We start from the raw sequence: 19,604 nt of genomic DNA, 5'->3' as shown, positions 1-19,604 counted from the left end.
CCTCGAAATGAATTTTATTCTATTTTAAATTACTTTTATAAGCCGCACTGTATTCATGGACAAATGCTGTCAGACGTTTCAAAGTATCCGGGTTAACTTCTGGGAATACGCCGTGGCCAAGGTTAAAGATATAGCCATCGTTCTGTAAGCCCATATCCAAAATCTTTTTCGCCCGTTCTTCAATTACCGGCCAGTCTGCCAGTAAATAAGACGGATCGAAGTTGCCTTGAAGAGCTTTGGTCAAGCCCATAGAACGCGCTTCGGAAATCGGCAGGCGCCAATCCAAGCCGACTACGTCTACTGGAAGCTCATGCCACTCTTTTGCCAAATGGCTTGCACCGACACCAAAGATCGTCAACGGCACGCCTTCAGTACGCAACTCAGCAAAAATACGGTCCATGACCGGTTTAATGAAGATGCGGTAATCTTCAACGTTTAACGCACCGACCCACGAATCGAAAATTTGAATCGCTTTGGCACCCGCTTTGACTTGTGCTTTTACATAAGGGATAATGGTATCTGCCAATTTATCCATCAAAGCAAACCACATCGCTGGTTCTGAAACCATCATCGCTTTAGTTTTATTGTAACTCTTCGAAGGTCCGCCTTCGATCATGTAGCTGGCTAATGTGAATGGTGCGCCTGAAAAACCGATCAACGGCACATTCAATTGATCTTTCGTCAGCATGCGGATCGTCTCCAGTACAAAATCAACATCTTGCTCAGGATTGATTTCGCCTAGACGTTCGATATCCGCCATACTGCGGATCGGGTTGTCGATAACGGGACCGATGCCTGATTTAATTTTTACATCCACTCCGATTGCAGGCAATGGCGTAACAATGTCTTTATACAGGATCGCTGCGTCGTTATTATACTGATCTACAGGAAGTTTAGTCACGTATGCACATAGTTCCGGCTGATGCGTGATTTCCTCTAATGAGTATTTCTCCTTGATTTTGCGGTATTCCGGCTGAGAACGTCCAGCCTGTCTCATATACCAAACTGGTGTATGTTCTGTTTTCTCTCCTCGTGCTGCGCGGAGGTATGTGTCGTTAAATGTCATGAATTTTTCATCCCTTCAATCTTCTGCTTTTCTGTTCGTCTACCCATATCCGTCTATACTATAGACGTTCCGCCCTTTATTGTATAGATTGCCGGCGCATTTGTCATAAATTAGACGCTTCTCTTTTCACTTGTTCGTCAAACCTGTTTCATCTAGTTTTCTTAAGGGAAGAATATAAAGAATGTATTATTTATTTCAGGAGGGATTTTAATGAAGCTTTATATGACGACTGGAACATACGATTTCATGAAAAAAATGCGTGACAAGCACCCCGAAGAAACGATGGTCCTTATGCAAGGTGAAAATACAACCTTGATGCTCCATGAAACAGAAGGAAAAACCATTTTCCAAACACCGCGCCGTTACGAAGTAGTGGACGGCACAGGCGAGTTCAAAGAAAAAGGATTTTTCGTCTTCAATAATGTGCCGGTATCCGATGAAGGCCGCCCGGTTTTTGAGCACCGGTTTAAAAATCGTGCAGGCGCCATCGAAAATGAGCCTGGATACATTGCCTTCCGCGTGTTGAGACCGCTTGATTCAGATACGTACATCGTTCTGACTGAATGGGAGTCACCTGCTTTTTATGAAAAATGGAAAGAATCTCAAGCATTTGCACAAGCTCATTCAGGACAACCCGAAAACAAGGCTGGAACTCAACGCCCCAATATTTTTTCAGGTGTATCATACATCAGTACGTACAAAGCAAAACCTGAAGAAGAATAAATACAGCCTTCATTAATCTGAATGGAAACATACCTGAAAAGGAGGAAATTAATTGGTTTTTGTTATCTTTATTTTAGCAGCGGCACTTACCGTGTTCGCATCCATCAAGCTGTCCCAATACGCCGATGTCATCAGTTCTAAAACGGCGATGGGCGGTATGATGGTCGGTACCTTATTATTGGCGGGGGCTACTTCCCTGCCGGAAGTATCAACCAGTTTCTCAGCAGCAGCAATCGGGAATGCGGATATTGCAGTCGGCAACATGATCGGTTCAAACCTTTTTAATTTGTTCATCCTTGCCGGATTCGACTTTCTTTTGAGAAGACGCCAGATCTTACACCGCGCCTCGCGTGATAACATCTACACGGCCCTTCTTGGGATTCTGTTGACGATTATGGTCATTCTTTCACTTTGGCTGCGTCTGGATATACAAATTTTAGGCGTTGGCTTGGATGCTTTAATTATCGCTATTACGTATATTGCCGGGATGGTGGCCATCAACAAATTGCCTTCTTTGGATCCTGAAGCCGAAGCAATTGTTGAATCGGAAGAAGAGCCTGAAAATCCAAGTGCTTCGCTTTCATCAAAAGCGGCAATTGCCCGCTTTATCGTTGCCGCTCTGGTCATTCTTGCTGCTGGTACCGCCTTATCTATAACCGGCGATCAGATTGCAATCATTACGGGAATCGGCTCCAGCTTTATCGGAAGTTTCCTGATTGCAGCAGCTACTTCATTGCCTGAAGCCATCTCCGTTTTTGTTGCCTTGCGCTTGAGTAATGTCAATATGGCTGTTGGAGCAATTCTTGGAAGCAACATCTTCAACATGATCATTTTGGCTTTGTCTGACCCTGTTTACACGGCGGGCCCCATCATGTTGGATGTTTCCGGTGCGAACATGATCATCGCGGTCGGTGTTCTGATCATGTCTGTTTTAGCGCTATTTTCACTTTACCGGAAGAAAAGTGCTTCTACACTATCTTATGCACTTCCATCGGCAATTATCATCGTTATATACTTTGCAGCATCCTATTTAAACTTTACTTATTAATCAAATCGCCCCAAAGCGCAGCCATCTTCCAAGCGGGAGGTGGCTGCGCTTTTTGGTTTCCATGTATCTGTATCTTCGGCCTGTCCATTTTCACAGTTCTTTCGAACTCCTTTTTCATAATTGACAGATTTTTATGATATGCTTTTAGAAAGAAAGGAGTTTTGACAATGATTGAACAATTATACAGGGATTTAGACGCCGCTTATCCAGAGATGGTGGAAATTCGCCGTCATTTGCATATGAACCCTGAACCTTCTTTTCAGGAAACCAAAACAGCCCGTTATATCCGCCAGTACTACGAACAATTGGGCGCAGCTGTGGAGCACGGAGTTGGCGGAAACGGGGTAGTCGCCAGAATACAAGGTGCAAAGCCCGGAAAAACCGTCGCCTTGCGTGCTGATTTTGACGCTCTGCCTATTCAGGACCAAAAAGAAAATGTACCTTATAAATCAACCGTCGACGGCGTCATGCACGCCTGTGGACATGACGGCCACACAGCAACTCTGCTGGTGCTTGGAAAAATATTGCACAATATGCGCAATGAATTGGAAGGTACCTATGTATTGATTCACCAGCATGCCGAAGAGCTGGTTCCCGGTGGAGCTAAATCGATGATTGAAGCAGGTGTTTTAGAAGGAGTCGATGTGATTTTCGGGACTCACCTTTGGTCTACGACGCCATATGGCAGAATCGATTTGCGGGTCGGGCCGATTATGGCCGCTGCAGACAGCTTCGAGCTGAAAGTTCAAGGACGCGGTGGCCATGGCGCCAGCCCCCACGAAACAATCGACGCAGTCGTCATCGGTTCACAAATCGTCTCTAACCTGCAGCCATTGGTGTCCAGACGAGTGGATCCATTGGAATCGGCTGTGCTTTCCGTCGGTTCGTTCGTCGCACAGAACCCTTTCAATATCATCGCGGACCAAGCGGTCTTGTCCGGCACTGTCCGCTCCTTCAAAGAAGATGTCCGAAGCCTGATGGAAACTGAAATGGAGCGCGTCATCGAAGGCACCAGCATGGCCAATAACAGCCGCTACGAATTTAATTTCAAACGTGGCTATCCGCCAGTCGTCAATCACGAAAAAGAGACGCATTATGTAAAAGGCATCGCCCAAACTGTGCCTGGAGTTGCAGAAGTCTATAATTGTCCACCTCAAATGGGCGGAGAAGATTTCGCTTATTACCTGGAGGAGATTCCTGGGACGTTCTTCTTTACCGGCGCCATGCCGGATGGCGATGTGTATCCCCACCATCACCCGAAATTCGATTTCAAAGAAGAAGCCATGCTGCTGGCAGCTAAAACGCTTGGCGCAGCGGCTCTAAATTTTCACAAATGAAAAAACCAAGCCCGTCGGCTCTAGTCAGCTGACGGGCTTGGTTTATTTATTTTTCTGTTTCAATACAGTTGCCGTAATGATGGAAACCAGCAGAATGACAGCGAATGTCAATAAAGCGGTAAGCGGCTCTCCCAGCAATAGGAGCGTCACAGCTGCTGCACTTTGCAGAACCTGTACCGCCATGATGAGTTTCCAGACAGCCTGTTGCCTGCTGAAACGGGTCAGCGGAAACAGATTGTCCATCCGGAAATGCTGTGTATGGGTCAAGCCTTGCCATATCTGAATCACCGTTGCGAATGCCAGTGCTCCGGCAAACAATGCCACACCAATTTGGAATGGAATAAACCATGCTGCCACCATAATGATGGCAGTCAAACGAATCCATAAGTAAAATAATTCATCGGATCGGACAAAAGTTCTCCAAACCAAGTAAAGATGCGCATTTTTGGGGCCTGGCTTGATGAGGCGATAAAGCCCATTCAGCCATGTTCTCGGTTTTATTTTTCCTTTTAGATGAGGAACATCGGTAAAGTAATTGGCAAATTGGTAAAAACGCAGCATGCGATTTTCTTCCAATCCGATAAAATGTTCATAGACAAAAGGTTTCCCGGCTGCTTTTCCTGCCACCCATTTTCCATACAATATAATGGCGAACAGGACAACGACCGCGATTATCAATTGCTCTTCTATATAGAAGTAAACAAACAGCCCAACCAGCAAGAGCCGCAACATCCGGTCCAGCCAGACGTTGTCCCCTGCCCCTTGACGACGGAAAGCAAATTCCGTTTGGACACTCCACCATTTGATCAGCAACAGCAAAATCGGGAAGCCGATCAAATAGGACGAAGGCAAGCCATATAGTGCGTTGACCATCGGCAATGAAACGACAAAGACAATGACCGGCAAATACAATTGGGAAAAGAACGACCATTTTAAAGCCGGCTTCAGAAATTCATCCAGTTTGCTTTCCAAAGGCAGAAAATACACCGAGTCTGCTTCCTTCAACAAAGTTGAGGGCGGACTGAAAGCCAGCAATAAACCAAAGATAATGGCCAACACCAAAGCTCCAGGAAATTCCGGCGGGATGTTTTGAATCCATTCACTATAGGCAAATCCAGCAGCGCCTAAAGCAAACAGCAAAACTACAGCAATATGGCCAGTGAAAATATATTTTAAATAGTTTTGGACTTCCAATGTGTATTTCTGAAGTCTCCGTGACCAAACATCATGCAAACTCTTCATTTAGCTCATCCTCGGTCATCGCAATGTACAAATCATCCAATGATGCTTCCGGCATATTGAAGGCTTTCCGCAAGTCATCCATTGTGCCACTGGCGCGAACCCGTCCATTATGAAGCAGGATGATCCGGTCGCAATAGCGTTCTGCCGTAGACAAAATGTGGGTCGACATCAGCACCGATGCCCCTTTTTTCTTTTGTTTCTCCATCTGGTCCAATAAGGATTTAATGCCGAGTGGATCCAGCCCGACAAACGGCTCATCAATGATATAGAGCGCTGGATTTACGAGAAAGGCACTCATGATCATCACTTTCTGGCGCATCCCTTTCGAGAAATGTGACGGAAACCATCTCAGGCGCTTTTCCATCCGAAACTCCTTCAACAGCTCAGCAGAACGCTTTTCAAACAATTTTGGATCCATATTATAAGCCATCGCTGTCAGTTCCAAGTGTTCTCGAAGCGTCAGTTCCTCATACAATACCGGAGTTTCCGGTATGTATGAAAAAGAAGAACGATAAGCGTCCATGTCTTCTTCAAAAGTTTTGCCGTTCAAGCGGATTTGCCCCGATTTCGGTTGCATCAATCCGATGATATGTTTAATCGTTGTACTCTTTCCGGCACCGTTCAATCCGATGAGCCCAACAAGTTCTCCTTTTTTTATTGAAAACGTCACTTCCTGCAGAACAGGTTTGCGTGTATACCCGCCTGTCAACGCGTCAACTTCCAATATTGCCATATACAACACCTCTTTCTTTCTATTAAACTATTGTACCAAATCCAGCTGTCGAATTCTTTTCTGATATGGCAATTGTGGTAAAATGGGAAAAATGGAAAGGATGATACCAATGACAAATTGTATTTTCTGCAAAATCATTGCAGGTGAAATCCCAAGCGTGAAAATTTACGAAGACGAACATGTTTTTGCTTTTATGGATATCATGCCCTTGTCAAAAGGCCATACTTTGCTTATTCCCAAAACACATCGCGAATTTGTCTATGACTTGGCACCTGAAGAAGCAGCCAATCTATTTTCCGTAGCGCCTAGAATTGCCAAAGCCATCAAAGAAACGTTTGAGCCTGAAGGCATGAATCTATTGAACAACAACGGTGCCAAAGCGGGCCAAAGCGTGTTCCATTTCCATCTGCATTTTATCCCCCGCTATGGTGAAAGTGATGGGTTCGGTGCAAAATGGATGACTAAAGAAAAGGAATTCACATCTGAACGCATCCAGGAACTTGCGGAAAGCGTCAAAGAAAAATTAGCCGCTGATGCTTGATTTTCTAGGGTGAACAGGATAGAATCAGTATAAGTTTTTCGCCGGCGGTCATGAGGACACGTCCGGGAAAAAGAAACTAGCACAGAGCTGAGGAGAGATGAGAAATGAATACGAAGAATTTAGTTTTAATGGCGTTGCTGGTCAGCGTCGGAGCCACTCTTTATGTGGTGATTCCAGGCATTAACGGCGGGATGAAGCCCGATTTCATGTTGACCATGATGTTTGTCGGCATCCTATTATTCCCGAATGTAAAAAATGTGTTTTTATTGGCGGTAACGACGGGTGTTCTATCCGGACTGTTTTCTACATTCCCAGGAGGATTTTTCCCGAATATCATCGATAAATTCATCACGGCATTTGTTTTCCTTGCTTTGGTGATGATCCTGAAGAAATTCGTTTCCAAATTGCCAGTAACCATTGCCCTTTGTTCAGTCGGAACTTTATTGTCTGGAACGATTTTCCTGTCTGCTGCCATTTTTGTAATTGGCGCCAATATCCCATTCAGCCTGTTGGTTGTGACAGTGGTATTGCCTGCAGTAGTGATGAACGGAGTCGCTTTCGCTTTGATTTACCCGATTGTCATTACATTGGTCAAGCGTTCAAAATTTGAAACGGCTGTTTCGCAAGCAGCTTAAACCTAAAGCTTTTCGTCATTATTTTTGGCGAAAAGCTTTTTTTATTGAATAGTCATTCAATTTTATGTTTTAATTAGTTAAAATAAAGGAAAAGAAGCTTATAGGAAGAAAGGGGCGTTTCATACATGAGAGCATCAAGGTTTTTCTTAGGACTCGCTACAGGTTTGGCAGCAGGAGCTGCAACGGCCTTATTTTCTGCACCGCAATCAGGGCAGGATTTGCGTACATCGGTAAAGTCGACATCATCTGAATGGAAAGAGTACTTAAACGAACTGAAGGTAAAAGTGAATGGCTTAAAAGAGTCGATTAACCATTTAACAGAAGAAGCAAAATCCCAACTGCCTGAAACAGTTGAAGGATTAAAGTCTTCTTTGGAAAATTGGACAGAAAGCACTGCACCAGCTAAAGAGCATCTTCAATTGGAGATCATGGCAATCCAGAATGCTATTGAAGAATTGCAGAATACACTCAGCAAAGATAAAAAAGACAAAGACGACGATGATAAACCGAAAAAAGAAAAAGTCGATGACGATACACAAACTGCGTAAAGCTGGATTTTACGCTCAGTGAAGTTCTTTATCCCTTCTTTACAGAAGAACGGACTAGAGCAGCTGCCTTCGGGCGGCTGTTTTTTTTTGCGTTTCATACGTAGAAAAAAGCAATAGATTAAAGGGATTTTTCAAATGTAAATTATTTTACTATTCTTACTTTAATTACGTTTGCTTTACTGCTATAATAAAGAAAATATTTCGGAGGAAAGTTGGTGCCTACATGAACGAGAAGGAATATACCATGAAAGAGGCTATGCTGTTTAGCCAGCGCATCGGACAATTGTCAAAAGCTCTTTGGAAAGCTGTAGAAAAAGACTGGCAGTTATGGATAAAACCTTATGACCTGAATATTAATGAGCACCACATCCTTTGGATCTCCTACCATTTAAAAGGAGCTTCCATTTCTGATGTCGCAAAGTTTGGCGTCATGCATGTTTCGACTGCTTTTAACTTTTCAAAAAAACTGGAAGAACGTGAATTGCTGTCTTTTTCAAAACGGGATACGGACAAACGCAATACATACGTCCAACTGACTGAGAAAGGCGAAAAGCTCATGCAGGAAATGATTGAAAATTATCACGAAACCCCCCATTCTGTAATAGACGGTTCTCTTCAACTGCGCGAACTGTATGGAAAATTCCCTGAGTTTATGGATATTATGGCAGTAATCCGCAACATTTACGGCGATGATTTCATGGAGATTTTTGAAGCTTCCTTTAAAAATATCGAGAACCGGTTTAGTGAAGAAAACCATGTAATTGTGCACCAGGAAAGCCAGCAATAATCAGTGAATTTCCAAAATTAATTTATGGTTGCATTTCCTAAAAAATCATTGTATTGTATGTATCGACTCAAAAATGATTTTAGTAATAGGAGATGCACATATGCACTGCTGGAAAACGATCAATGTAAAAAAACAATATGGATTTGACCGGCTTTTCATGATTTCAGCTCTTTTTGGAATCGCTGTTTTCATGGCCTCCTATATCGGACTGGCAATCGTATACGCTACACCTCTATCCGATCAGTATTTCCTATTATTCATCTTAGCCTTGCTTGCTATTTATCCGCTTCATAAGATTCTGCATTTTCTGCCGCTGATCGGCTGTTATAAGTCATTGAAACTTATTATTCGTAAGCAGATGAAAATCTGTCCGGCTATATTGCTTCATATAAATGAACCTGTTCCGAAAACCCGCTTTCTTCTCTCATTGGCTGCGCCTTTCCTTATCATGAACACAGCCATTGTGACGATGAGTACGTTGATGCCAGCCTATGGCCATTATTTTGCTATGCTATTGGCCTATCATAGCGGGCTATGTTTAACCGATATCATCTATCTGCGGAATTTGGCACGTTCTCCGAAGTATGCATTAATCGAGGAAACAGACACCGGCTTTGAAATTCTTGTGCCGCCGGTGGTTAGTTGATTCCTGTTTTTTCTTCTCGGATTTGTTATACTAGGTTGTAAAGTCAGAGGGGAGGAAATCCATGATTATCGCATTCATCGTTATGTTCTCCGTATTTTACCTTTTCCAGATAAATCGGATGACATTAGCACTTGTCACTTCACGGGAAATTCCGGAAGAAAATCACCAGAAAATATTCCGTACCATTAATATATTGATTACAATACTATTGGTATCGTTGTATGTAGGCGTAGAATTTACCCCTTAAATCCACTTGCCTCCTGGCAAGTGTCTTTTTTTAGGAAATTTACATTTCTTTGAATATTTATAGTAGAATAAATAATGCATCTAGATAGAAAGTTGGGAGCGAAATTCAATGAAAAAGTCCTTTTTAACAGTTACCCTGGCAGCATCCGTATTAGCCTTGGCCGCATGCAGTGATAGCGGAGATGGAGAAGTCATCGTATCTTCTGATGCTGGTGATGTAACAAAAGATGAGCTTTACCAAGAAATGAAAACGTCAATCGGTGAACAGGCTGTACAGATTCTGATGATTGAAAAAGTACTTGCCGAAAACTACGAAGTGACCGACAAAGAAGTAGACGCAGAATACAACAGCAATAAAGAAGAATTAGGCGAAAGCTTCGATCAATTCCTGGCACAAAATAACCAAACGGAAGAAAGCTACAAGAAAGTCATCCGCTTGAATTTATTGCAGGAAAAAGCGTTGACTGAAGACGTTGAAGTAACGGACGAAGAAATCCAAGCACAATATGACCGCCAAGGTACAGAGTTGAACGCCCGCCACATTTTAGTGGCTGATGAAGAAACTGCCAACTCACTCAAAAAGGAATTGGATGAAGGCGGCGATTTTGCCGCATTAGCTGAGAAAAACTCAACTGATACAGGATCTGCCGCAAACGGCGGAAACCTTGACTGGTTCGGCCCTGGCGCAATGGTTCCTGAATTCGAGGAAGTTGCATACGGGTTGGAAGTTGACGAAATCAGCGAGCCTGTGGCATCTGAATTCGGATTCCATATCATCCAGGTTCTTGATAAGCGCAAGGTTGAAGACCAGCCTGCTTTTGAAGACCAAAAAGAAGATATCCGTTCTGAACTTGCAATCTCAAAAGCGGATCAAACCACATTGCTTCCAAAAGTCGCTGACTTGATGAAAGAAGCAAACGTTGAAATCAAAGACCAAGACCTGGAAGGTGCTTTGGACGACATCCTGAATCCACAACCCGCTCCAGAAGCTGCACCAGCAGAATAATACATGAATGCAAAAACCCCCGCTTCCATTTTGGAAGCGGGGGTTTTCAGTCTTAAGAAACCATGCTATTTTAACTTTTCATTCAGGTTCAAACTCGGGCAGCATTTCTTCTGACTAAATTTTTGGTTTGTAGAAGGAACGGTTGTCCAAAGCGAAGACGCGTTCAGAAAACTCGCCTTCCTTGGTTTTTCCAAGAACGCGATCGAGCATCATCATCTTGGCATCAATATTATCGATATAATGCAGAATTTCCGCTTCTTTGATCATCGGTTTTTTCGGGCTGCCCCACTCTTCTTTGCCGTGGTGGGAAAGGATGATGTGTTGCAGCAGCATCACTTCTTCGCCTTCTATTTCCAGCTCTTCAGCCGCTTTTGCCACTTCCGTCACCATGATGGAAATATGGCCGATTAAATTGCCTTCAACGGTATACGTCGTTGCAATCGGTCCGGAAAGTTCGATGACTTTGCCGATGTCATGAAGAATGATTCCCGCATACAGTAAATCTTTGTTCAACCCCGGATAAATTTCAATCAAGGCTTTTCCTAATTTCAGCATCGACACTACATGATCTGCTAAACCGGATACGTAATCATGATGATTGCGCGTCGCCGCAGGATATGTCAAAAATTGCTGCTGGTATTTTTTCAGCATAAAACGGGTAATGCGTTGAATCTGCGGGTTCTCCATTTCAAACAGATATTTCATCACTTCTTCCAGTAATTCATCCGTCGATTTTTCCGAAGACGGCATCAGATCTGAAATCGACTGGTTTTCCTCGGGCTTTGCCGGTCGGATGCTTTTGATCCGCAATTGGTTTTTCCCTCGGTAGTTATGGATTTCCCCTCCGACACGGACAATGGTTTCCGCTGCAAAGATTTTTTCCTGTTCATCTTTCGTATCCCATAACTTTGCTTCGATATCTCCGCTCTTATCCTGCAAAACCAATGAAATAAATGGATTGCCAGTAGTAGTGACTCCTTTGACTGATTGCTTAATCAGCAGGAATTCATCAACCGTTTCTCCAACTGCACGCTGTGTAATTCCTTTAGTCATGAATGAACGCTCCTTTCGGTGTTGGCCACCTTGATGATCTGCGCATTAGGCCAAGCCTCCTGCATACCCTCGTGGCAAGTAAAATAAATGAACTGGTGATCCTTTTGCAGCTCTGTCACTAAGTTTATCATTTGCTGCAGCCGACTGCGATCAAAATGGACAAAAGCATCATCCATTATGAGAGGAAACGGATGGCTTTCCTTCATTGATACGGCCAAAGACAGCCTCAAGGCCAGATAAGCCTGTTCTTTAGTTGCCTGGCTGAGTTCAGCAATCTGAAAATAAATGCCGTCTTTTCGTTCCGCCTCAAAGTACCCATCCATGTTCATGGTTAATCCGTGATAAGCGCCAGCAGTCAATTTGTTGAAGTAATGTTGGGCCTGGGTCAGTACTGCAGGCAGCTTCTTTTCTTTCAACTCATTCATCGTTCGGTTAACTGCTTCTATAATCGCTTTATTGATGGACCACTGTTTGGCTAAATCAGCGAATTCCGCTTTTTTCTCTTCAAAAAGCTGAAGCTTTTCTTCATAGGAGCTATCAGACAAAAGATTACGGGTCACTTGCTGTTTATCGGCCTGTTCAGCCAACAACCCGTTGCGCTCTGTCTTCAGCGCTGCCAGGTGTTCTTCAAGCCGGCTAACAGCAAGCGGTGCATCATCCGGTTGCCATTCTTTTGGCAAGTCAATTTCATCCATTGTTTTTAATTGCCCTGAAACGAGATTCATTTCTTTTTCCAGCTGTTGTTTGCGCTCCCAGGCATCCGCTGCCCCGTAAAAATCAAATGCATCTTTTGCTTGGGCATAATCCAGCAATACCTGCTGCTCGTTTTCAAGTTGTTGCTGAAAAGCAGCCAAACGACTGCTCTCCTGCTGCAATGTGGATTGTTGTTCTTTTATTTTAGCGTATTTCTCCTGCTGCTGTCTTCTCAATGACAGTTCGGAGCGCAGTGAGGGCATCAATTCACTGATTGCTAATTCTTTGCCGCATGCAACTTCCGCTTTCTTGAGCCATCCCTGTTGCTGGTCCTCCAATAAACCGATTTCATGTTTTAGCCGCTGCAAACGCGCATGGCCGGCATGCACGTTACGGAGTTTTTCGAATAGCTCCAGCACCATTGTCCGGCTGGTATCAGGCTGTAAACCGATATTCTGCAGCATTTTCTGATAAGCGGCTTTGGCCGGACGCTGAAAATCCCCTATTGAATAAGTTGCAATTTCGTTTTTAATGGCATCCCGCTTTGCCATCAATCCGTCAAGCTGATGATCAAACTCCGCCACTTTTTTCGTGATTGTCTGGTATTCACTTTCTTTTCCCGCATAATTCTTCAAGACTGTCTGGTATCGGCCCGACAACTCGCCAGGTTTTGCTGTATTGAAGAAGAGCCATGCCGCAGCTCCAATAGCCGCTAAGCCTGCAACAATCAGCAAAACCATGGATTGCGACATTCCGTAACCTGCGATAATGAGTCCCAATACAATCAGGGCGTAATTGACCATCCGGTTATTTCCGCCATTATTCGTCTGGAATTTTTCAGCAGCCTTAGCTTCTGCCAATTCAGCTGAAATGGCTGGCCATTCTTCAGCAGCCAACCGGTCTTTTCCAGTGGGTTCTCCTGCCAGGAAAGCGGTCAGTTCTTTTTCCGTTTGAGACAACCGGTCTTTTGCATCCTGCCGATTGCGCAGCCGGAAACGTTCGTCTTCTTCTTCGACGTCCAGCTCTTGCAGGCGCTTAAGCAATTGTTCTTCATTGCTTAACGACACATCAATGGCCATTGCCTGCTGCTCTGAAAGTCCGAGCAAAGCCAATGTCTCCTCGCGACTTTCCGACAGCTTTAACCGCTCTTCACGCTTATCGTTTAGTTGACGGGACAAGTGATGCCAATCCGATTCCCGGTTCAACAGATTTTCCAATTCCACGGCCGGATCAGCTCTTTCAATGGGCGGCAAGCTGTTTAGTTGCTGCGTTAAGTGGTCTACTGCTGCTTTTGCCTCTGAGAGTTTGTCGATCAGCCGATCCATCTGCCTTTTGCCATCCAAAGGAAATTGCACCTGCCCCAATTTGTTGAGTTGTTCTGTCAACGCATGTTGGTCAGCAATCAAAGGAGCAGCCTGCTGCCATTTACTGATTTTTTTCAATTCCTGTTCCGCTTCCGTTTCTTCTGCTTCAATGGAAGTCAAGCGTACATGAATTTCCTGCAGCCGCTCCAGATAGGGGCTGTATAATTCTGTGCGCTGTTTGTATTCCTTCAGCTGTCCTTCAATGTCCCGAAGCTCTTCAGCCCGCATATTCATTTCGGGATTACGCCCACCTTTTTTGAACAGCAGGGACATTTCCTTTTCAAGTTGGCTTTCCAGACGTGTCACTGCATCGATGCCTGTGGTTCCAGAAGCCAGCAGCGTGCGGCTCAGTTCCGTTTCACTGAGTGCATCAAGCCCTTGCAATTCATGGATGGAAAATGAAAAAATCGCCTCAAAGGAGGAGCGGTCGTAATTGCGCAACAGCTGCTTCAACTCGGCTTCTGCTCCCCGCCGGCCATCCGCAAACCAAACCGTAACATCCCCCGCTGATTTGCCTTTGATCCGTTCAATCACCACTTCCCCATACTGCGGGTCTGTTACATGGAGCTGGCCGCCGTATTTTCCGCCATTTTTCGGTTCATAGCGCAATTGTGCACCTTTGCGTGAAGGGAATCCAAAAAGAATCTGTACAATGAATTGCTGCATTGTGGTTTTTCCGGCTTCATTGGGGCCATAAAACAAGGCCATTTGATCCTGCAGATCGATGGTGCGGTTTTCATGCTTGCCAAAACCATAAATAATCATTTTTTCGATTTTCATGACATCACTCTCCTGCCTGCATGCTGCGCCGGATTTTTTGTTCGGCTGCCAGCTGAAGATCTGCGACGGCTTCATTTGCCAGCGGTTCCAAAAAGCGGCTGCTTTTCGGATGCCTGTATAAATCCTTCAGTACCGTCTTCCATTCTTCGATATCCCATTCTTCCATTGTCTGGATAAGGAGGGCTCCAAGCGGTGAAAGTTCGCCGTTATTTTCTATCTGCTCAAACCCAATCCCTTGAATCCAGACAAAGTGATCGAGTGTCTCCATCGATTCACGGAGCATTTCAAGTAATTCATTTTCCGGAATCTCTGCAATCAGTCCAAAACTCTCGGTATCCAGTTCAGTAAACATCACTTCCACAATTCCTGTCCCAATGGTTGCCCCATAAGCGCTGAGCTCTTTATGGCAGACATCAATCAATTCATTCATATGAAGAAGCCCTTTTGCTGAAATGGCCAACCGATCGAATTGGACGACGGATGTCGGGATGAAATCCAAAGAGGTGTCCGTTTTAGTCAAGGTAACATCATAAAAGCCTTTTGGTCCGGACTCCTTGAGATGGCGCCCTTGAATGTTTCCGGGATAAATGATTGACGGATCCTGATGAAGCTCCTGGCGTTTATGGATATGGCCAAGTGCCCAATAATCATAATGCCTGCTGAGCAACTGCTCTTTCCTGAATGGCGCATACACGGCATGTGACGCATCGCCGTCAAGGCTGCCATGCAGCATACCGATATGAAAACCGGCTGTCCCTCGCGCTTCCGGGTACTGCTCAATCATTGCTTCACTGATATGCCGTTTGCCGTAACTGAAACCGGTAAACACCACCTGCCCTCCTGCAGTTTCCAAAGTATATTGGGAGACTGCATCATCGAAAGCATGGACATTCTCCGGGAGTTCAAAACGTGTCCAATTGCCGCTCAAGTGATCGTGGTTGCCGTAGCTGATAATCACTGGAATCCGCTGTTCCTCCAGCCTTTTCATCCCCTGCTGAAAGCGGGCTTGTGCACGGAGGCTGCGGTCTTCACCGTCGTAAATGTCTCCGACAATCAGCACAAAATCCGGCTGCTGTTCAAGGGCATACTGAATCAGCCGATCGAAAGCATCCATCGTGCTGTCTTTCAGCTTGTTCCACTGTTCTTTCTGTAAACCTTTCATGCCGACAAACGGGCTTCCCAAGTGTAAATCTGCCGTGTGGATAAATCGAATGGATTCCATAATTAACCCCTTTTAAAAGACCGAATATTTGTTCCTATTTTACCATGGAATTTCCATAAAAAAAACTGTTTGCAGAAAGTTTCCTGCAAACAGCCCATTTGGTTCGAATTTAAAGTAACGTCTCGTGATTCTTCAGCTGCGTTGAAGGCATATCCTTACTTGCTATTGCCCAAACGGATCGCTTTGCGGATGTCCTTCAGCGATTGCGACGAACCGTACATCAGCACTCCTCCTCGGTAAACACGGGCTCCGAACCAACCCAGAATTCCGATGGTCACCAGCATGATTGCAATCGACAACAGCGGCTCCCATAGCGGCAGATCCAACATGCCGACACGCAGGAACATCACCAACGGCGCAAAGAACGGGATAAAAGAAGAAATGGTCACGTAACTGGCTTCCGGAATGGAAATTCCTGAAAATGCAATGAGCGATGCGATAATGATCAAAACCATCATCGGCAACATCAATTGCTGCACATCTTCTGTCCGGCTGACCAACGAACCCAGCAAGGCAGCCAACACTGCATAAAGGAAATAGCCCAGCAGGAAAAACAGGACGGCAAACAGAAATGTGCTGATCTTCACTTCCGAAAAGCCCATGACGCTGAAGAAACCTTCTGTCAGGTCCGTACCGGCCGTTTTTATGGCAAAATAGCCAGCAAGTCCGAAAATCATCATTTGCAGAATACCCAAGCTGCCGATACCTGCAATTTTCGCAAACATATGCTTAACCGGCGACACACTGGAAATGAGGATTTCCATAACGCGGGACGATTTTTCTGTCGCCACTTCCATGGCAATCATATTCGGATAATAAATAACTGCCACATAAATTAACATGATCAATACATAAACCAGCCCTCTTGCCTGGCTCAATTCTTCCTGTGATTTGGATGATTCCGAAATGGCCTGCCGTTCAAAATCAACAGGCATGAACAATTGGCCTACCTGATTGTCATCCAATCCGAGTGATTCTGCCGTCAATGCTGTATGTATGGCTTGAACCGCAATTTCAATTTCACTGCCGCTGCCCATTTCATTGGCGGACTCGGATACATAGCGGGCACTCAATTGCCCATTTTGCGTTAAGACCAAATAATCATCAATCGTGCCTTCTGCAATGCTTTCCTGCAATTCTTCTTCAGTCAAATAAGTCGGAACAACTTGGATGCCACTGTCCAGTGCTTCCAGCTGAGCCTGCAGGTCCGGCACAAGGCCCGGAGCCTCTTCCAAAACATGCAGAACGTTTTCCTCTGTTTCATCACCATCAAAGACTGCGATAATATTCGATATATTCGCTAAGAGAAAAAAAGCAGCAACTACAACCAGTGTTGTAATGATAAACGATTTGGTTCTGGCTTTGGTCATGAATGCCTGCTTGAAGATAATCCAGAAGCTATGCATGGTGTTTCCCCACCTTTGCAATGAAAATTTCTTCCAAAGAAGGTTCTTCCAACGCAAAATGACGGAGTGTTCCCAACTCCATCGCTTTGGCCAACAAGACCTGTGCCACGTCTTCATCCGTTACTTGAAACAATGCGCCCTCTTTTGTTTTGGTGAAATTATCGACACCCGGAAGAGCACTCAAGTGGCTGAGGTCGGCATCCACATTCAACCGGACTTTCTGTTTGCCGAAAGATCGTTTCACTTCCCTGATCGAACCGCCAACCACCACTTTTCCGCGATCCAAAATACTCATGTCGTCACATAATTCTTCGACATGATCCATTCTGTGGCTGGAAAAGACAATCGTTGCTCCTTGTTTCTGAAAGTCTAAAATGGCTTTTTTTAGCATTTCCACATTGACCGGATCGAGCCCTGAAAACGGTTCATCCAATATCAACAGCGAGGGTTTGTGCAAAAGCGATGCAATCAGCTGGATTTTTTGCTGATTGCCTTTTGATAATTCCTCCACCTTTTTCTGGCCATAATGAGGCACTTCAAAGCGCTCCAGCCAGGCAGCTGTCTCGCGCTTGGCATCTGCTTTGGACATCTTGCGAAGCTGCGCCAGATACACCAATTGATCTTCCACTTTCATCTTTGGATACAAACCACGTTCTTCCGGCAAATAGCCGATGTCTGGACTGCTGGCATATGTAATGGGTTTGCCTTTCCAACGGACTGTCCCTTGCGTGGGGTCCAATAAACCTAGAATCATCCGGAACGTCGTCGTCTTGCCGGCTCCGTTGGCACCGAGGAATCCGTGCATGCCTCCTTCTTCAATGGACAGCGAAAGATTGTCCACTGCGGTGAAATCACCGAACTTCTTTGTTACTTGTTCTACATATAAAGCCATTTCCGTTCGCCCCTTCCTTTATACATACTACGAAGCATATGACGAAATGTTTCAAAAATTGCAGGACATTTTCACAGAAACCCTATATACTTAAAATGAATATCCATTCAGAAAGGATTGATTCTTCTTGAGGACCTACAAATTGACTGCATTCGAACAAACAGGCAAGCAGATAATGGACGAAACCTTCACTGCTGAAACTGATGAAGAAGCACGCGATAAAGGAAAAGCCATTTTGGAAGAAAAGGGATTGACCAAGCAAACGCATCGTTTGGCATCACCTGCCGGAAAACTTCTTCTTTTCCATTCATAGGAACCTAAAAAGCATGGCGGAGAACATTTCCGCCATGCTTTTATATTTCACTTCAACTCCAACAGACAACAAAAAGATCTGTGGGTTTTTCTATATTTTATACACCTTTAAATTCGGGTTTGCGCTTTTCCACGAACGCCTGGATGCCTTCTAGATGATCGGCTGATTTCCGCATAGCTGACTGGGCTTTTGCCTCCATCTCCAGTACCTGTTCCAATTCTTTGACTTTCAATTGATGCAGGATATGCTTGGACGCCAATTTGGCGCTTAGCGGCGACGCAATCGCTTCAGCTGCGTAGCTTTCAGCTTGTTCAAGCCCGCGTCCTTCAGCTGTCACTTCCTCAATCAACCCTTTTGCCAATGCATCATGCGCTTTTAAAGTTTGTCCTGCCCATATAATCTGCTTGGCTTTCGGTACGCCGACACGTTCTTTCATAAAGAAATGGCCGCCGCCATCCGGCACCAGTCCAATGCCGATAAAGTTCATCGCCAATTTGCTGTTTTCTTCCGCGATGACATGGTCGCATGCCAAGGACATGCTGAAACCGAGTCCTGCTGAGGCTCCGTGAATTGCCGCAATTGTAATTTGCGGAAGCGTATAAAGTGCTTTCGCCAATCGGCTGACATCTTTCATGACCAATTCGATATCCATCGGATTTTCCGGATCCATCATTTCTTTGATGTCTCCACCCGCTGAAAACGCTCTGCCTTCGCCCCGGATGATCAGCACTTGCAGTGTGCTGTCCTGCAGCAGCGATTCAAAGCAATCAGCCAGCTCTTTCATCATGGTTCCGTTCATTGCGTTCATGGATTTGGGACGATTCAAAACCAAATGGCCAATCCGTCCCTGCTTTGTCAATTCAATCGTTTCATACATAAAAAAAGACACCCCTTCGTAAAAATGAATTGTCATTCACGTTTACGTATTCGGTGTCTCCCTTAAAAAATCCTCTATTTATTTAAAATTACATGCTTTCGTATAACGCCTGTACCGGTTTGATCAAGACACGATTCACTTCTTCGATCATTTGGCTCAATCCCATTTCCGCTTCAAGCATAGCCAGGATTTTTTCGTTTTGCTGAGCAGCTTGTGCAGTGCTCTGCGCGTCCATCATTTCTTCTTCTGTGATTTCTTCGCCTTGAGTCTGTTTTTGCTGAAGAGAAATCTGCAAATCACGGAAGCTTTTGAACAATTCGTTCGCTTCGTTGTCTGAAGTCACTTGTGCTACGGCTTCTTCTAATTTTTTGAACTCATCTGTAGAACGGAACGTGCTTTCCAATTTGTTGATGTCGTCGTAAATGTTTACTGCCATTTTCATCAAT

At 44.7% G+C, this 19,604-nt stretch carries 21 protein-coding genes; 11 read left to right on the top strand and 10 right to left on the bottom strand.

What is annotated here, in order from left to right; translation table 11 throughout:
* Positions 1–19: 19 nt before the first annotated feature.
* A complete protein-coding gene (gene hemE / locus QMA01_RS15700) occupies positions 20–1,066 on the bottom strand; it encodes a uroporphyrinogen decarboxylase (protein WP_191716594.1) in 1,047 nt (348 codons plus the stop codon).
* A gap of 210 nt (positions 1,067–1,276) precedes the next feature.
* Here hemE and QMA01_RS15695 point away from each other — a divergent pair, with 210 nt between their 5' ends.
* The 3 genes from QMA01_RS15695 (at position 1,277) to QMA01_RS15685 (ending at position 4,174) form a co-directional block, all read left to right on the top strand.
* The gene (locus QMA01_RS15695) at positions 1,277–1,789 is read left to right on the top strand and encodes an antibiotic biosynthesis monooxygenase family protein (protein WP_191716595.1); all 513 of its coding nucleotides are present in this window, start codon (positions 1,277–1,279) and stop codon (positions 1,787–1,789) included.
* Between the two features lie 52 nt (positions 1,790–1,841).
* Positions 1,842–2,837 carry a sodium:calcium antiporter gene (locus QMA01_RS15690; RefSeq protein ID WP_203340965.1) on the top strand — a complete coding sequence of 332 codons (996 nt, stop codon included), beginning with the start codon at positions 1,842–1,844 and terminating at the stop codon, positions 2,835–2,837.
* Positions 2,838–3,004: 167 nt separating this feature from the next.
* Positions 3,005–4,174 (top strand): amidohydrolase, encoded by a 1,170-nt coding sequence (locus QMA01_RS15685; protein ID WP_290215460.1) that lies wholly within the window; start codon positions 3,005–3,007, stop codon positions 4,172–4,174.
* A gap of 42 nt (positions 4,175–4,216) precedes the next feature.
* Here the strand turns inward: QMA01_RS15685 and QMA01_RS15680 are convergent, their stop codons facing one another.
* Positions 4,217–5,416: an ABC transporter permease gene (locus QMA01_RS15680; RefSeq protein WP_290215459.1), complete on the bottom strand. Its 1,200-nt coding sequence runs from the start codon at positions 5,414–5,416 to the stop codon at positions 4,217–4,219.
* Complete coding sequence (locus tag QMA01_RS15675) at positions 5,400–6,149, bottom strand: ABC transporter ATP-binding protein (protein ID WP_191716599.1); 750 nt, start codon at positions 6,147–6,149, stop codon at positions 5,400–5,402. Before QMA01_RS15675 ends, QMA01_RS15680 begins: the two co-directional genes overlap by 17 nt.
* A 109-nt stretch (positions 6,150–6,258) precedes the next feature.
* Between QMA01_RS15675 and QMA01_RS15670 the strand changes: the two genes are divergently transcribed.
* From QMA01_RS15670 to QMA01_RS15640, 7 genes are all read left to right on the top strand, one after another.
* Complete coding sequence (locus QMA01_RS15670) at positions 6,259–6,690, top strand: HIT family protein (RefSeq protein ID WP_191716600.1); 432 nt, start codon at positions 6,259–6,261, stop codon at positions 6,688–6,690.
* Between the two features lie 104 nt (positions 6,691–6,794).
* Positions 6,795–7,325 (top strand): tryptophan transporter, encoded by a 531-nt coding sequence (locus QMA01_RS15665; protein WP_191716601.1) that lies wholly within the window; start codon positions 6,795–6,797, stop codon positions 7,323–7,325.
* A gap of 125 nt (positions 7,326–7,450) precedes the next feature.
* Positions 7,451–7,873: a YtxH domain-containing protein gene (locus QMA01_RS15660; protein ID WP_191716602.1), complete on the top strand. Its 423-nt coding sequence runs from the start codon at positions 7,451–7,453 to the stop codon at positions 7,871–7,873.
* A 223-nt stretch (positions 7,874–8,096) separates the two neighbouring features.
* Entirely contained in the window at positions 8,097–8,660 is a 564-nt protein-coding gene (locus tag QMA01_RS15655; protein WP_191716603.1) for an HTH-type transcriptional regulator Hpr, read from the top strand.
* A 100-nt stretch (positions 8,661–8,760) separates the two neighbouring features.
* Positions 8,761–9,306 (top strand): DUF3267 domain-containing protein, encoded by a 546-nt coding sequence (locus QMA01_RS15650; RefSeq protein ID WP_203340961.1) that lies wholly within the window; start codon positions 8,761–8,763, stop codon positions 9,304–9,306.
* A 61-nt stretch (positions 9,307–9,367) separates the two neighbouring features.
* Positions 9,368–9,553 carry a hypothetical protein gene (locus QMA01_RS15645; protein ID WP_006828367.1) on the top strand — a complete coding sequence of 62 codons (186 nt, stop codon included), beginning with the start codon at positions 9,368–9,370 and terminating at the stop codon, positions 9,551–9,553.
* Between the two features lie 108 nt (positions 9,554–9,661).
* Positions 9,662–10,558, top strand: coding sequence for a peptidylprolyl isomerase (locus QMA01_RS15640; protein ID WP_290215458.1), 897 nt, complete (start codon positions 9,662–9,664; stop codon positions 10,556–10,558).
* 114 nt (positions 10,559–10,672) lie between these two features.
* Here QMA01_RS15640 and yhaM read toward each other — a convergent pair whose 3' ends face one another.
* From yhaM to QMA01_RS15615, 5 genes are all read right to left on the bottom strand, one after another.
* A complete protein-coding gene (gene yhaM, locus QMA01_RS15635; protein WP_191716606.1) occupies positions 10,673–11,611 on the bottom strand; it encodes a 3'-5' exoribonuclease YhaM in 939 nt (312 codons plus the stop codon).
* Complete coding sequence (locus QMA01_RS15630; protein WP_290215457.1) at positions 11,608–14,448, bottom strand: ATP-binding protein; 2,841 nt, start codon at positions 14,446–14,448, stop codon at positions 11,608–11,610. Before QMA01_RS15630 ends, yhaM begins: the two co-directional genes overlap by 4 nt.
* Positions 14,449–14,452: 4 nt before the next feature.
* Positions 14,453–15,670 (bottom strand): metallophosphoesterase family protein, encoded by a 1,218-nt coding sequence (locus QMA01_RS15625; RefSeq protein WP_290215456.1) that lies wholly within the window; start codon positions 15,668–15,670, stop codon positions 14,453–14,455.
* A gap of 155 nt (positions 15,671–15,825) precedes the next feature.
* Positions 15,826–17,076: an ABC transporter permease gene (locus tag QMA01_RS15620; RefSeq protein WP_290215455.1), complete on the bottom strand. Its 1,251-nt coding sequence runs from the start codon at positions 17,074–17,076 to the stop codon at positions 15,826–15,828.
* Positions 17,069–17,968 (bottom strand): ABC transporter ATP-binding protein, encoded by a 900-nt coding sequence (locus QMA01_RS15615; RefSeq protein WP_290215454.1) that lies wholly within the window; start codon positions 17,966–17,968, stop codon positions 17,069–17,071. The genes QMA01_RS15620 and QMA01_RS15615 overlap by 8 nt, the downstream gene beginning before the upstream one ends.
* A 127-nt stretch (positions 17,969–18,095) precedes the next feature.
* Between QMA01_RS15615 and QMA01_RS15610 the strand changes: the two genes are divergently transcribed.
* On the top strand, positions 18,096–18,281 hold the full coding sequence (locus QMA01_RS15610; RefSeq protein ID WP_191716611.1) for a YhzD family protein: 186 nt from the start codon (positions 18,096–18,098) through the stop codon (positions 18,279–18,281).
* Between the two features lie 97 nt (positions 18,282–18,378).
* Here the strand turns inward: QMA01_RS15610 and QMA01_RS15605 are convergent, their stop codons facing one another.
* Together QMA01_RS15605 and QMA01_RS15600 are read right to left on the bottom strand one after the other, a co-directional pair.
* A complete protein-coding gene (locus QMA01_RS15605) occupies positions 18,379–19,158 on the bottom strand; it encodes an enoyl-CoA hydratase (protein WP_191716612.1) in 780 nt (259 codons plus the stop codon).
* Positions 19,159–19,246: 88 nt separating this feature from the next.
* Positions 19,247–19,594: a YlbF family regulator gene (locus QMA01_RS15600; protein WP_191716613.1), complete on the bottom strand. Its 348-nt coding sequence runs from the start codon at positions 19,592–19,594 to the stop codon at positions 19,247–19,249.
* Positions 19,595–19,604: the final 10 nt, after the last annotated feature.

The sequence above is a fragment of the Planococcus notacanthi genome, assembly GCF_030407825.1.
GTDB lineage: Bacteria > Bacillota > Bacilli > Bacillales_A > Planococcaceae > Planococcus > Planococcus notacanthi.
The sequence above is the reverse complement of the archived record's forward strand: the minus strand, read 5'-3'. Positions and strand labels throughout refer to the sequence as shown.